Consider the following 14,962-nt stretch of genomic DNA (forward strand, 5'->3'; position numbering starts at 1 on the left):
GCAAAAAATATAGGATATGGGTGTGTGAAAACAACTATGAGTAATCAAAAGCATGAACATACAAATTCAACAGACTTTACCAAAGAGACAAAAGAATCGACGTTGTCGAAAGTTTTAGGCGTTATCTCGGGAAGTTTTGCCCCTATTATCGGCGTTCTCGCCGGTGCAGGACTCTTAAAAGCCATGTTATCGGTTTTAGTCACAGTAGGATGGCTATCAAATGAAAGCGGTGCCTATGTAATTTTATCAGCAGCTGGAGATGCCGTTTTTCATTTCCTGCCGTTGTTTCTCGGAATATCCATTGCACTTAAACTGGGGGCCAATGGGTATGTCGGTGGCGTGATTGGTGCTTCCATTCTGACACCTGAAATAATGCATCTTGTAGAAAACGATGTGAAGACCATCGACTTTTTAGGTCTTCCAGTCCTATTAGCTGATTATTCTTCTACAGTATTTCCAATCTTTATTGCTATGTTTGTTTATGCAGGTCTAGATAAATTTTTAAAGAAAGTCATATATAAAGATATCCAAATGTTTATCAACCCTATGATTTCATTAATCATTCTTGTGCCATTAACCATGCTGGTGTTCGGACCTATTGGAACACTGCTTGGTGAAGGATTAGGTTCAGTCATTAGTTTCTTAAGCGACAAAAGTGGACTATTAGCAGGTGCTATCTTAGGTGCTTCATGGACATTCCTGACCATAATGGGATTACATTGGACAATTATTCCACTTGCCATCGTAAATCTCGCCACTGGTCCAGACCCTATTATTGCGATGGCAGCGGCAGCTCCATTTGCTCAAGTTGGAATAGGGATTGCGGTTTTTCTGAAAACCCGTGATAAAGATTTAAAGGCGCTTGCTGCAAGCGGAATCTTACCTGGTGCTTTGGCTGGAACCACCGAGGCGATTAATTATGGAATTATCCTTCGTTATCGAAAAACAATGGTCTACGTGATCATAGCTGCTGGAATTGGCGGGGCAATCAATGGAAGCCTAGGCGTGGTTATGAATGATTTTGTCCTTCCGAGTGTACTTGCCATTCCTGCATTTACACCGATTTGGGAGTATCTAATTGGGATTGGCGCTGCTTTTGCCATCGGATTCCTTTTGACGTATCTACTTGGATACGAGCCCAAAACTTCAAAAGCGGATGTTGGTTTTACCCAAAATGTTTTTGGTGTGAAGTTGGAAACCATTAAAAGTCCAATGCGCGGTAAAGTTGTTCCATTAAGCTCTATCCAGGATCCATTATTTGCAACTGAAACTGTCGGTAAAGGAATCGCCATTGAACCGGAAGCGGGTAAAATTTATTCACCTGTTGATGGTGTCATTACAACACAATTTCCTACAGGACACGCTGTTGGCATAACTTCTGAAGGTGGAGCCGAAGTCTTAATTTATATTGGCCTAGATACGGTAAAACTCAAAGGAAAATACTTTACTCCTCATATAAAACAAGGTGATCATGTCAAGCAAGGCGATCTGCTCATTGAATTTGAAATGCAACAAATAAAAGCAGAGGGATTTGACACAACAACTTTGGTGGTGATCACCAATACGGACCAATATCTTGATATTAAAGCTATGGACCATGACATTGTAGAACAAAATGAACCATTGTTGAAATTAACGGTTTAATCTATTAGTAAAGGGTTGGTCTCATACGGACCAACCCTTTTAAATACCTTTCAGGTTTACCGAGGTTCCTTCTCGTTACCTGCTTTCATCAATTTATATTAAAATATATACTCACACGTTTGATTTGTTTATTTACATGAATTCTAAACAGTGATAGGGTCTAATTGAATCAGCCTCATGATTCTTTTCCTCTTATCAAATGTCGCTACTTCTTTAACACCTTTGTCCACTAATAACTTGTTGATTTCTAAGTAAGGTTGAAATCACCTTTCACACAAGGATACTCTCTTTCTTCTCCAACAAACAGGGTAGTTTTTCTTTCCATATAGAGGGAGTTTAGTTAATGAAAAATAAGGACCATTTTTGGTCCTTATTTATTTATTGGGATTTTTCTAGTTGGTGTGATTAATGCTCCAAATATCTATATAACGTGGATTTACTAATTCCTGTTTCGCTTTTAATCTCTTCCAGACTATACTTTTTGCTTTGATACATAATAATAGCACGTTGTACATTTTCATCTGGTTTTCTAGGCCGTCCTGTAGCGATTCCTTTTTGTTTCGCCTCAGATAAGCCTCTTTTAGTTTTTTCACTAATTACGTCACTTTGGAATTCTACAAGGTGTTTGACGATATCAATGAATTGATATCCAGATGTTTTACTTGTATCAATTTCCTCATCAAGAGATTGGAGAAAAGCTCCTTTGGCATTAATGGCTTCTAGTAGTTCAACTAGATGGCGTGTAGAGTCTGCTAATCCAAATAGTTTTGTAACAACTACTTTATCCCCTTGGTTAAGGTTGTTAATCAAATTGCTAAGCTTTGTTCTTTTTTTGGCTGATGAATGTTCTTCAGAGATAAGTAATTCACAATTCATTTTTGATAATTTTCTTAGTTGTTTTTCACAATCAAGATCATCTTCATACGGTCTCATATAACCAATTAACATTTAGAATCTCCCCTACTGTTAATGCATTGCATCAATCATAACATAAAAATTGTTTATTTATAGTTTCAAAATGGTTCCTTTTTGGGAAAAAAGGTGTTACACTATTTTTTGAATTCGAATTGACTTTTAAAGTAAAAGTTAAAAATAAATGATATGAGGTGGACAAAAAGTGGTAGCAAAAATTAAACAGGAGTGGTTTTCAAATATCCGAGCAGATGTCCTTGCTGGTATTGTTGTAGCTTTAGCATTGATTCCAGAAGCTATCGCCTTTTCCATTATTGCTGGAGTTGACCCAATGGTTGGGTTATATGCGTCTTTTTGTATAGCGGTGATAATGGCGTTTGTAGGTGGTCGTCCAGGAATGATCTCAGCTGCAACTGGTGCAATGGCGTTACTTATGGTCCCTTTAGTGAAGGAACACGGACTTAATTACCTTTTAGCAGCAACAATTTTAACAGGTGTTATTCAAGTATTATTTGGTGTATTTAAAATAGCAAAGTTAATGAAGTTCATTCCAAGAGCAGTTATGATTGGATTTGTAAATTCATTGGCAATTCTGATTTTTATGGCTCAGGTTCCTCATTTCCTTGGTATCTCTACTATTACGTACATTTTTGTAGCAATAACATTGATCATTGTTTATGTAGTACCGAGATTTATTAAATCTATCCCTGCACCGTTGATAGCAATAATTGTGCTCACAACAGTTGCTATCTTTACAGGTACAGACTTAAGAACAGTTGGAGACTTAGGTACTATAACACAATCTTTGCCGTCCTTTTTCGTTCCAGATGTACCGGTTTCGTTAGAAACACTGAGAATTATCTTTCCTTATTCAATTGCTTTAGCCATTGTAGGCTTGTTGGAGTCCTTATTAACAGCGTCTATTGTAGATGATATGACAGGGACAGAAAGCAATAAAGACAGAGAATCCAGAGGACAGGGAATTGCGAATATTATTACAGGTTTCTTTGGAGGTATGGCAGGTTGTGCAATGATTGGACAATCGGTGATAAATGTGAAATCAGGGGGACGCGGCAGGCTCTCTACTCTAACTGCTGGCCTATTTCTAATATTTTTGATCATTGTATTAGGTGATTTAGTTGTACAAATTCCAATGCCTGTTCTTGTGGGTATTATGATTATGGTATCTATTGGAACATTCGACTGGTCTTCGTTCAAATATTTAGTAAAAGCACCAAAGAGTGATGCCTTAGTAATGTTGGTAACCGTTATCATCGTAGTTGCAACGCACGACTTATCAAAAGGAGTTATTGCAGGAGTTATCCTAAGTGCGATATTCTTTGTTGCCAAAATTTCAACGATAAAAGTAAAAGAACGACAAAAGAATTCAGATATAATATTTGAGGTAGAAGGTCAATTGTTTTTTGCATCTGTTGAAGGGTTTATAGCTTCATTTGACTTTAATGTTAAAAATAAAAATATAATTATTGATTTTTCCGATGCACATATATGGGATGATTCTGCTGTAGGTTCTATCGATAAAGTAGTCTTAAAATACCGAGGAAATGATAACATTGTGACCATTAAAGGTTTAAATTCTGCAAGTAAAAAACTAGTGGAAAAGCTTGCAATTTATAGTCAATCGAACCCAAAATTATCGACACATTAACTTATATATTAGGAGTGGGAAAATGTATAAAAACATCTTATTGGCAGTAGATGGCTCAGAACATTCTTTGCGAGCAGCAGAAGAAGCAGTTAAGATTACTTCCTTGTGTAACGATTGTACTGTAGAAGTAGTTTTATGTGGTTGATTATTCAAAATCAAAAGACGAAGTTCTTCATTCTCAAGGAAAAGAAGATTTGGAACATTCACGAAGAAAGAAACTATTACCTATCGAAGAACAGTTGAAATCGAGTAATTTGTCTTACCAACTTAAATTGTTACACGGAGAACCAGGTCCGGCAATTGTAGACTATGCAAATAAGGAAAAATTTGAATTAGTGATTATAGGTAGTAGAGGTCTAAATTCGCTACAGGAAATGGTGCTAGGAAGTGTGAGTCATAAAGTAGTCAAAAGAGTTAAATGTCCCGTCCTTATTGTTAAGTAAAAATTGATAAACTTAGAATATGACTATTTAGAAGAGCTCAGTTTATATTTATAGAACTGTGCTCTTTTTATCGTATTATACAAAAGGCACCGCAAATTACAGTGCTAATTTCAACTTTAGGTAAAACATAGTTCAATCAACATGCTAATTTAAGGCAGAATTATAATCCTAAAACGCCTATTATTTAATATTTTGCACATCAAAACGGAATCCTTTAATTATCTAATCCCTTCGCTCTTAAAACTCTTTGTATATATTTGGGGACCACGGTGACGGTTCTTATGGCCGGTACTAACCTCATTAAAAACCATGAGAATCGTCATCATAGATCCCGATGTATTTTGCACTATCGCACATCATCAAGAGATTTCACTACCGTATGGGCAATTGGCTTCCATTCAACGTCCTTAAACAAGGCTACAACAGAAATCGGAATATAGGTAAACATAAACAACGGAAAAGTAAGCGTATAAGCGATTTTTTTCCAGGCAGAACAATGGATTTTTCTCCACTCTGTCAAGGTTGTGATGAAACCAATAATAAACAGGATTCCATAATACCAACCGACGGATTTTAGCATTGCCATAGCGGTTAGGTGAATAATTTCTTTTCCACCAAATAGGTCAAAAAAACCTGCTAAGTAGAATGATCCATTCACCAAAATGCTAATACTAGAAACGAGCATGGCTGGCATGATTGTCATGGTCATATCATAGCATGAGAATCGATTACGTTTCCCACGAAAAATATTCCCTATTAAATCCCTGCCATATTTAGCAAAGACTTGATAAAAACCTTTTGCCCAACGTAATCGTTGATGCCATGACTGATTAAAGGTAACAGGTTGCTCATCATAGAGCATAGCACTTCTGCAATATCCGAACTTTTCTCCTTTTATGATCTGAGAAACGGAAAACTCGATGTCCTCTGTAAGGAGATGGTGGATCCAACCTCCATTGGCTTTGATCAAATCAGCATGTACGAGAAATCCCGTTCCAGAAATCGCACAGCTAGAGTGAAGGACCATTCTTGGAAGATTAAGATATTCAGCTTCATGTAAGAACCAGAGTGCATATCCAGCAGAAATCCAATTCTGGTCGTAGTTTTTGGAGTTGCGATAACTTGTGATAACCCTATATCCTTGATTAAAGGTTCTGTTCATCTCACTTATATAATTCTCATCAAGAAGGTTGTCGGCATCGAACACAAAATAGCCATCGTACTGTTTAGACGCATATTCACTTTCGATGATTTTGATCATATGATCGAGGGCATATCCCTTTCCAATCTGAACCTTATTGAAACGCTCCCTAACAATAGCCCCTGCTTCCCTCGCTACTTGGGCGGTATTGTCAGTACAGTTGTCTGCCACAACGAAAATATCGATCATTTCCTTAGGATACTTCTGGTTCTTGATGCTTTTGATCAGTTGTCCAATGACAAGCTCTTCATTTCGAGCTGCGATGATCACTGCGTATTTGTTTAAATGGCAATTCTGTGGTCCAAGTTTATTTTTCCGTTTTGCCTTGAATGCAACAAACATGTACACAAACTGGTACGAATACATCAATGCAAATAATAAGAACATGAGAAAATTAAAATTATCAATAAACGTTGATAAAGTAGTTTCCACCATGATACCCCCACGATGTTATCTTTTATTTTAATATTCTTTGGCTGTTCCCAATGACCCAAATGGTCATAGAAGCGATCCTGAATTAAGTTTCCTACATTAAAGTTATGTTGCTGGGTCAAACGAATTTCAAAATAAATCGGAAAGCTCTGTTAAGTTATCCCCCCATCCATCCATTTCATACAGATTTTATGCCCCAGACAAAAAGGCATCCAAGGTCTGGTAATAACCCCTAAGAATTAATTTTATAACACATATTAAAATCTTAGATTAAGATACTGTTAAGCCTAAGTTAATTTTTGGTATATGAGTTTCCCCATAGCTAAAACTAGGGACTTTTACGCTGCTGTTGATAACTTTTTCAACTAACCGTTCAAGTAGCTTAATAAGCCTTACTTCATTAAACGGAAATAAAATGGAAATAAGCGCTGATCCGGTTTGATGGCATTTTAGACCAACGGAACAGTTTACGATTTGGATCCTTCATCAGCGCAAAATGACCAAGCTGATTTGATCATCCTGACGGCTATATTGGTTCAGATTGACACGTAGAGATCCTCCGATTGACCCAACCAATACCATATATTTCTTCATTAGAGTACTTCAAAGAATTCTTCAGAGAAAAAGATAATCCATCACTCTTCCTTTTCATTTTCCATCAAGTAAAAATATTTTTTATCTTAGCATGTCCTTTTTACGGTTTTATTACTATATTACAGGTTGAAGGGGCTTAAACCATTCGGTGGGCTACTCGTGTTTTACCACCGAACCAAAGTTCCTTTATAAAAAAGTTCTATAAAGGAGAGGTTCTAATGAGTAGGTTGTTAATTAATGAAGGTCCGGTCAAGATTATTCCTAGTTTGGCCACTAAGATTGGTTTAAACGAGGCAGTGGTGTTGCAGCAAATTCATTATTGGCTTGGAATCAGCAAGCTAAAAAGGTCAACCAGAAATCTGGCTAACCTTATATTACGAACATTTGATTAGTTTTTTACCCGAATGTAACATCAAAATCCTACATCAGAAAGCGCCATTCTCATTGGGAGAATTCTCAGGTACCTGCTGACCCACATCGAATTTCTATATCATAGGATGAATCCTATCTTTTCACAGAAACTTTACCTTGAACTTCAATTTTAACATCTGCTTTTTTCAATATATTCCCGACATCGCACCCTTTATCTGCTGTTTCGGTCGCTCTTTGTGCAGATTGAATTTGTTCTTCTGTTGCCTCTTCAGACAAAACGATGTGAGGATAATGGATAATACTAAATTCACTATCTGATATATTTGCCTCTGAGTTTACTGTAAGTTCAGCCACAGGGAGGCTTCTGCTGGCAAGCACAAACGTAAGAGTTGCTGCATAACAAGTCGTTACAGAAGAAACGAGAACCTCCTTTGGACTTGCTCCATTACCACTACCACCTAATGATGTTGGAATAGCAATTTTTGTATCGAGATACTCTGATTTAAGAGTTCCATTCCCTGTTACCCCACCATCCCAAACAGCATTCACATTTATTTTCATATCAGCCATAATTAACACTCCTCCAAATAAATAAATTGCATATCTTCTTTAAATGATAAAGGACATTCTTCCGTTTATAATTTGCTGTGGGCTTTTCAACTGAAAACTGTTTGATGAATCCGAAAAATCAATTTTTAATTCATCGTCAAAAAAAATTAGCTCTGATTTCTCCAATAACACAGGAAGATCATTTGTCTCTAATAGAACGTCTTTGGTTTCATCTATTGTTGAGACAAAAAATAAAGTAGGTACCCCTGCCCCACAAGCAAGCCCTTCAGTTACATATTGAATTTTAAGATAACCTTTTTGATTTCCAACTTTTTTGTTCAGTTCTGCTACTGCACTTTTTGTGATCGTCACTGTCATTTGAAACATCTCCTTTATTCTTTTCTCAATGAATAAATACATATTAACTTTGAAACAATATTTTTTGTACCTACCATTCGGTACAAAAATAATTATACTCTATTCATTCACATTCTGACAAAATATTAGTCCTCCATATAGAGATAGTTTTTATCTTAACCCTTACTAATATCCAGAAATTTTGTGTCTAAAGCATTTTTCTTGAAAACAGGAAGTACAAAATGTAGTATAATTGTACCGAACAGTTGGTAAAAACATGCATGATGATTAAACGAATCGAAGGTTATACTAAACCTAAATAAAAATTGAAAAGGAGTTTTGAAAATGTCAACAGATTTATATGCAAAAGAAAATATGCAAAATTTAGCTCAATTAAAGGAACTTGCACCAGAACAATTAAAAGCTTTTAATGAATTTAATGCATCTGTCTTTAAAGACGGCGCACTATCAAAAAAAGAAAAAGAAATCATAGCTGTAGCGATTACCCATGTAACGCAATGTCCATATTGTATTGATGCTCATACAAAAGCTGCAAAAAAAGCAGGAGCAACATTAGAAGAATTAGCTGAAGCTGTATTTGTAACTGCTGCAGTAGAAGCAGGCGGTACGGTTACCCATAGTACACATGTACACAATGCAAAAAATAAAGAAGCATCAGATGTACTTTATGCTCGTACTAATTTAAAAAACTTAGGCCAATTAGGCAAATTTGCACCAGATGGTTTTAAAGGCTATCAAGCATTTAGTGCGGCAGCCACAAAAGCAGGAAAACTAAGTACTAAATTTAAAGAGATTATTTCCGTAGCTGTTGCAAATGCTACTCAATGTCCATATTGTATTGATGTTCATACCAAAAATGCAGACCGGCTAGGCGTAACGAGTGAAGAACTTGCGGAAGCCATCATGGTAGCGTCCGCAGTACGTGCAGGCGGCACTTATGCTCATATGGCGAATATGATTCAAAGTTTTCAAGATTGAGGTTGTTGTAATTATGTCTTCCAAAAAACAGGAAATAATACGAATAGCTAGAGAGGTCATACACTCAAAAGGCTACCAAGCGACATCAGTCAGCGATATTATGGCAGCTACTAATATAGGTAAGGGACAATTTTACCATTACTTTCAATCAAAACATGATCTTGGATTAGCTGTTGTAGAAGATCTGGTTAAAGATTGGGAAGGACAGTTAATAATTGGAATTTTGAATACTTCAGATGACCCTGTCACTAAGTTAAATCGCATGCTCCAATGGGCGGAGACAAGCCATGCAGAAATGGAAATTAAGTACGGATGCGCAATGGGAAATTTGGTAATCGAAATGAGTTCTCAAGATGAGGAATTCCGAGTGAAAATTAAAGAATTTTTTAATCACTGGGTGAACTCCGTTGCTGATATTTTAACGGAAATGATTAAGGATCATCAGTTAGATGAATTAATGAATCCGAAAAAAAACGCAGCATCGATTGTTGCCATGATTGAAGGCGGAATTTTACTAATGGTAAGCCGACAAAATATCCAAGTATTACAAGATATTTTTGAAGTAATTAAACAACAGTATCATTTAAATTAAAGAGAAAAATTTAAGTCAAGACTTACTAACGGATGATTAGTAAGTCTTTTTATATTTTACTATGTTATTAATACCCGATTGTATTAAATAAGTTATCTTTGCGAACAGTGCCTAGGCACTATCCACTACGAATGAGCCTTTATTAAAAAGTAAGTTGTTTACAAAAAAATTATCTCGAATTCAAGACTCTTGAATTGACGATAACTGAAATTGGGTTTAAACTAACGTTATTCACATAAAAGTCACAATTACTTTTAGTGATAAATTTAATTTATTTGGAAAAAATATAACGATAAACATACAAGGAGGAATTCAACATGGGAAAATTAGATGGTAAAGTAGCCATTATCACTGGTGCAGCACAAGGTATGGGTGCAATGCATGCACGAAAATTCGTTGAAGAAGGCGCGAAAGTAGTAATTACAGACTTAAATATCGAAGGTGCAAAAAGCTTAGCTGATGAACTTGGGGAAAATGCACTTGCCCTTAAATTAGATGTTTCAAACGAAGAAAACTGGATTGAAGTTGTTGCAAAAACGGAAGAAAAATTTGGGCCTGTTACTGTATTAGTTAACAACGCAGGTATTGGTATTTTCAAAACTTTAGAAGAATTAACAGTAAAAGATTTCGAATTAACCTTCAAAGTAGATGAACTAGGTGTCTTCTTAGGTATGCAAAAAGTTTTTCCTTCAATGAAAAAAGCAGGTGTTGGTTCAATCGTAAACATCTCTTCAGTAGATGGTTTAGTAAGTGCTCCAACAGCAATTGCATATAGTGCTTCAAAACATGCTGTAACAGGTATGACAAAAGGTGCTGCTACAGAACTTGGACAATATAACATCCGTGTAAACTCAGTTCATCCTGGTATCATTAAAACTCCAATGGCTGAACAAGGTGATGTTGCAGAATACTTAAAACAATTAGAACAAGATATTCCTTTACGCCGTCGTGCAGATGTAGAAGAAGTATCAAACTTAGTCATTTACTTAGCTTCTGATGATTCAAGCTATTCAACAGGTGCTCAATTCGTAGTTGATGGTGGTATGATTTCAGACCTATAATTAAAATCTAGATATAGCCCCAACTTCTTTTAGTTGGGGTTATTTGTTTTTAAATGAACAACTTAATAAGTTGTAAGGAAACGGTTAACGATTTGGATCCTTCATCAACGCAAAATGACCAAGCTGATTTGATCATCCTGACGTTTAGATTTCTTCAGATTAACACGTAGAGATACTCCGATTGACCTAAGCAATACCATAGATTTCTTCATTTGAGTACTTCAAAGAATTCTTGAGAGAAAAAGATAATCTATCACTCTTCCTTTTCATTTTCCATCAAGTAAAAATATTTTTTACCTTATCATGGCCTTTTTACGGTTTTATTTCTATATTACAGGTTGAAGGGGCTTAAACCAATCGGTGGGATACTCGTGTCTTACGACCGAACCAAGGTTCCTTTATAAAAAGTTCTATAAAGGAGAGGTTCTAATGAGTAGGTTGTTAATTAATGAAAGTCCGATCATGATTATTCCTAGTTTGGCCACTAAGATTGGATTAAACGAGGCAGTGGTGTTGCAGCAGATTCATTATTGGCTTGGAATCAGCAAACATGATATTGCGGGGAGAACCTGGGTTTACAATACATATGAGGAGTGGCAGAAGCAGCTGCCATTTTGGTCAGTGAGTACGCTTAAGCGGACGATTCGGTCGTTAGAAATGCTGGGGTTAGTGCTTTCGGATAATTTTAATCAAATGAAAATGGATAAAACAAAATGGTACAGCATTGACTATGAAAAGTTGCAGGAGCTTGAATCTAGCGTAGGCGAGCAACAAGATACTCCTATAGAGGAAAATGCACCTGAGGAAAGTACGGAGAAGACGGAGGAGGTCGCTGTCAGTTCTATCGTAAAAAAAGAGATTCCATATACAGAAATTATCAGCTATTTGAATGAGAAGACTGGAAAGAACTTCAAACTAGGTTCTATTAAGACAAGGCAACTGATTCATGCCAGATATGGAGAAGGTTTTACGCTTGAGGATTTTACTAGAGTCATCGATTTGAAGTCAGCGGAATGGCAGTCAGACTCTGCTTGGAATAAGTTCCTACGGCCAGAGACATTGTTTGGGTCAAAATTTGAATCCTATCTCAACCAGAAAGAGGGTAAGAAGAGAATGAATGTGGGGGATTTTAACTTAGATGACTAAGAAAGAGATTTATACGTTGATGGACCTTATTCAAGCCTATTATGAAAAGTTTCATTTTGATCAAAATAAGCTGGATGCCTGGCATATGGTTCTACAAAAATATTCGTATGAAAAAGTGCATGTAAATCTATTGAAATTTGTGGTAGATTCACCGCATCCGCCGAAGATTAGTGATTTGGTCCAGAATTCAACGTGGGGCCGCGATATCCCTCATGGGTTTGAATTAGATTTGACTGCAGGAGAAACAGATTGGTATATATGAGGACCAGTGCATTTTAATTCCAAAGTATCTAATTTAAATTTGGCCTTTGACCCAGCATTATTGGGTGATGAACCTTTCATGGCAAGAAAATTATCGCCAAATGAGTCGATTGCTAAAAGCTAGAAGAAAGCAGAATTCTCGCTTATACAACTTGGCGTAACCTACATTATCTACTACTTTATTAACAATGTTGCAAAAATTGATATTAATATCGTAAACCTTACTTTCATTGTATTTGGACATATTTTTCACGGAACACCAATGTCTTATATGAGAGCTGTTAAGGCAGCTATCGGGGGAACAGCAGGGATTGTAGCGCAGTTTCCATTCTATGCAGGTATCCAATTAATGATGGAACATTCAGGGCTAGGCGGAATCATTACTCAATGGTTTGTTGACATCTCTAATGAACACACTTTCTCACTCTTAACGTTCTTTAACTCAGGTTTAATCAATTTAGCGGTTCCTTCTGGTGGTGGTCACTGGGTTGTCCAAGGTCCGTTCGTTAGTCCAGTTGCACAAGCGTTGGGTGCTGATTTAGGTAAAGCCGCCATGGCGATTGCATACGGGGAAGCCTGGATGAACATGGCGTAACCGTTCTGGGCATTGCCAGCACTGGCAATTGCCGGTCTAAAGGCTCGTGACATCATGGGCTTCTGTATCACGGCACTACTCTACTCAGGAATCATCTTCATCGTTGGTCTTTACTTCTTTTAGAGACAGGAGACGGTTCTTAAAGGAGACAAACGGAAGATTCGTGGGCAAAAAGGCCATGAGAATGTACCACTATTGCCATGTTTTTTACCAGCGATTGCCACTAATTTACCACTTATTGCCTATGCCTTTACCAATGGGTAACGTTAGGAAAGTGCAGATTTAAAACGTTAGGATTTTGATAGTTAAAAAAGCCTAATCCCCCGTATTTTTAGCGAGGAATTAGGCTTATGATCTTCCACAAACGCGCCCGTTAGCTGATTAAACTGATTAGATATATTCCCATAAGCCGTAGTAATAATTAAGTTTTATTAAGATTAAAGATAAAACTATGGATATCGGTAAAATAATCAAAAAATGTATTTTATTTTTAGGAATGATAAGTAACAAAACAATTATCATGGTGAGATACAATCCCATAAGCCATGGTATTAAATAATAATGAGTGTGAATGGGTAAGTAAGCGTTACGTAATCCAAATCCTTCCGACAGCAATACTGTAATTGGAAAAGCTAAAATAACATTAGAAAAGAATCCACTTCCACGCGCATACCACATTATATATGCACAAATGGGAGTTACCACAGCACATACACTCCAAAAAACAATTGCTTTTACTGAGAAGAAACCTAAAAAAAGTACTGTGTACACATAATAGACGGACAGCACCGTCCCAAAAAAAGCGAAAACTTTAACACCAGCTAATTTTGGGGAAGAGCTGAAAACCGATATAAGAGTGGCAACAAAAACCCATATACCAAGTCGATCAGCTGTATCAGTAAATCCCAGGTTGATAAAATAAGGGTAATCCGCAATCTTTGCAAATAAACCCAGAACAGCCCCAATAATAAGTGCATTCGCTATTGAAAAGAATTTTTGTTTTGTAGTTGTTTTGTTCGAAACTCTTATCTGATTTAACTTATTATAGATTTCCATTATACCCCTCTAATTTTCCAACCTTATTTTTACTACCATCTTGCCAATCTACCACAAAATGGCCCTATTACTAAAAAGGCACAATTCCTCTTCCACAATCGCGCCCGATTGTGGAAGATTGATAATAAATCAAGTTTTCTAGATTCCCGGAATTAGAATAGTATTATCCGTCCCATCTACGGTACTATGGAAAGCATAAATAGGTTGATAATAGCCTTTGGAATCCAAATAGTAGCTTAGCTCAAATTTATGGATATGCAAGGTTTTTATCATTTTATTTTCGGAGTAATATTTAAATTTCCCATCTAAAATTTCTTTATATGCTTCTTGTTCGCTTTTTATTTGAACATCCCCTACCTTGTCATAGGTTATTAATTGATTCTCAATTCTTTTCACAGTATTATCGTTATAATAACTTACCGATAAAGAACCATCTATTAGCTGATTTCCCCTTACTTTTTTATCTACGATCCACTTATAAGTACCAGTTTCGACTTTTTGAAAATGCGCGTCTTGGGGAATATCTATGCCGAATTTTGTTGCGTTTTCTTTTAAAGTTCCTTCATTTACATCTTTCGGTTCTTTATCCTCGTCAAAACTTGAAAAGTCGGTATAACTGTAACTTCCATCTAAGTTTTGAAACCATATATTATGAGACCTATTTTCCCCGATCCAATAAACACCTTCATTCTGATAGTAAATGACCTCCATATTCGATGTATCAAGTTGTATTCTTTTCGAAAAATCTTTGACAAATTTATCAGCAGAGGCCTTTGTATAGCTTGATGCTTTATAAACTGGGACTGTAATTCTATTATCATTTAACCGTACATCAATAGTGGTTGTTGCTTGTTCCATATCAGTTCTATGAATTGGGACAATGGATAGATTTCCTAACTCCTTCAAATAGTAGTATGCAAACATACTTCCGGATAGGATAACCACTAGCAATAAAGGTGAAAAGTAGAAAAAGGATCGTTTTATGAGACTGCTGAAAAAGTCTCAATATAACCCTTGTAATGATTAAAGGAGGAGGAAACTCTTCCTTTTTCGTATGCATTGATTTAGTTGCTGAAGTA

At 36.3% G+C, this 14,962-nt stretch carries 13 protein-coding genes and 3 pseudogenes; 10 read left to right on the plus strand and 6 right to left on the minus strand.

The genetic code is table 11. From position 1 onward, the window contains the following. Positions 1-36 precede the first annotated feature (36 nt). Positions 37-1,644 carry a glucose PTS transporter subunit IIA gene (locus BLR86_RS24380; RefSeq protein WP_090768096.1) on the plus strand — a complete coding sequence of 536 codons (1,608 nt, stop codon included), beginning with the start codon at positions 37-39 and terminating at the stop codon, positions 1,642-1,644. A 405-nt stretch (positions 1,645-2,049) separates the two neighbouring features. Here BLR86_RS24380 and BLR86_RS24385 read toward each other — a convergent pair whose 3' ends face one another. Further along, on the minus strand, positions 2,050-2,592 hold the full coding sequence (locus tag BLR86_RS24385) for a recombinase family protein (protein WP_090768060.1): 543 nt from the start codon (positions 2,590-2,592) through the stop codon (positions 2,050-2,052). A 169-nt stretch (positions 2,593-2,761) separates the two neighbouring features. Here BLR86_RS24385 and BLR86_RS24390 point away from each other — a divergent pair, with 169 nt between their 5' ends. Next, positions 2,762-4,225, plus strand: coding sequence for a SulP family inorganic anion transporter (locus BLR86_RS24390; protein WP_090768062.1), 1,464 nt, complete (start codon positions 2,762-2,764; stop codon positions 4,223-4,225). A gap of 22 nt (positions 4,226-4,247) precedes the next feature. Continuing rightward, positions 4,248-4,668, plus strand: a pseudogene (locus BLR86_RS24395) (universal stress protein). A 346-nt stretch (positions 4,669-5,014) separates the two neighbouring features. Here BLR86_RS24395 and BLR86_RS24400 read toward each other — a convergent pair. Next, entirely contained in the window at positions 5,015-6,304 is a 1,290-nt protein-coding gene (locus tag BLR86_RS24400) for a glycosyltransferase family 2 protein (RefSeq protein WP_090768065.1), read from the minus strand. Positions 6,305-7,113: 809 nt separating this feature from the next. Here BLR86_RS24400 and BLR86_RS25835 point away from each other — a divergent pair. Continuing rightward, a pseudogene (locus tag BLR86_RS25835) lies at positions 7,114-7,233 on the plus strand (replication protein); the annotation flags it as partial. Positions 7,234-7,399: 166 nt separating this feature from the next. On the opposite strand, the gene BLR86_RS24405 reads toward BLR86_RS25835, so the two are convergent. Both BLR86_RS24405 and BLR86_RS24410 read right to left on the minus strand, forming a co-directional pair. After that, entirely contained in the window at positions 7,400-7,837 is a 438-nt protein-coding gene (locus tag BLR86_RS24405) for an OsmC family protein (RefSeq protein WP_090768068.1), read from the minus strand. Positions 7,838-7,876: 39 nt separating this feature from the next. Next, positions 7,877-8,194 (minus strand): iron-sulfur cluster biosynthesis family protein, encoded by a 318-nt coding sequence (locus BLR86_RS24410; protein ID WP_254782442.1) that lies wholly within the window; start codon positions 8,192-8,194, stop codon positions 7,877-7,879. 324 nt (positions 8,195-8,518) lie between these two features. Here BLR86_RS24410 and BLR86_RS24415 point away from each other — a divergent pair, with 324 nt between their 5' ends. The 6 genes and pseudogenes from BLR86_RS24415 (at position 8,519) to BLR86_RS24440 (ending at position 12,950) form a co-directional block, all read left to right on the plus strand. After that, positions 8,519-9,172 carry a carboxymuconolactone decarboxylase family protein gene (locus BLR86_RS24415; RefSeq protein ID WP_090768071.1) on the plus strand — a complete coding sequence of 218 codons (654 nt, stop codon included), beginning with the start codon at positions 8,519-8,521 and terminating at the stop codon, positions 9,170-9,172. Between the two features lie 13 nt (positions 9,173-9,185). Then, positions 9,186-9,764: a TetR/AcrR family transcriptional regulator gene (locus tag BLR86_RS24420; RefSeq protein ID WP_090768075.1), complete on the plus strand. Its 579-nt coding sequence runs from the start codon at positions 9,186-9,188 to the stop codon at positions 9,762-9,764. Between the two features lie 317 nt (positions 9,765-10,081). Continuing rightward, a complete protein-coding gene (locus BLR86_RS24425) occupies positions 10,082-10,825 on the plus strand; it encodes an SDR family NAD(P)-dependent oxidoreductase (protein ID WP_090768078.1) in 744 nt (247 codons plus the stop codon). Positions 10,826-11,254: 429 nt separating this feature from the next. Beyond that, positions 11,255-11,971 (plus strand): conserved phage C-terminal domain-containing protein, encoded by a 717-nt coding sequence (locus BLR86_RS24430; protein WP_090768081.1) that lies wholly within the window; start codon positions 11,255-11,257, stop codon positions 11,969-11,971. After that, complete coding sequence (locus tag BLR86_RS24435; protein ID WP_090768084.1) at positions 11,964-12,233, plus strand: replicative helicase loader/inhibitor; 270 nt, start codon at positions 11,964-11,966, stop codon at positions 12,231-12,233. Before BLR86_RS24430 ends, BLR86_RS24435 begins: the two co-directional genes overlap by 8 nt. A 144-nt stretch (positions 12,234-12,377) precedes the next feature. Further along, a pseudogene (locus tag BLR86_RS24440) lies at positions 12,378-12,950 on the plus strand (TIGR00366 family protein). Between the two features lie 267 nt (positions 12,951-13,217). On the opposite strand, the gene BLR86_RS24445 reads toward BLR86_RS24440, so the two are convergent. Together BLR86_RS24445 and BLR86_RS24450 are read right to left on the minus strand one after the other, a co-directional pair. Beyond that, on the minus strand, positions 13,218-13,883 hold the full coding sequence (locus BLR86_RS24445; RefSeq protein ID WP_090768087.1) for a hypothetical protein: 666 nt from the start codon (positions 13,881-13,883) through the stop codon (positions 13,218-13,220). A gap of 138 nt (positions 13,884-14,021) precedes the next feature. After that, on the minus strand, positions 14,022-14,741 hold the full coding sequence (locus BLR86_RS24450) for a hypothetical protein (RefSeq protein ID WP_139185729.1): 720 nt from the start codon (positions 14,739-14,741) through the stop codon (positions 14,022-14,024). Positions 14,742-14,962: the final 221 nt, after the last annotated feature.

This window comes from Bacillus sp. OK048, assembly GCF_900103525.1.
GTDB lineage: Bacteria > Bacillota > Bacilli > Bacillales > Cytobacillaceae > Neobacillus.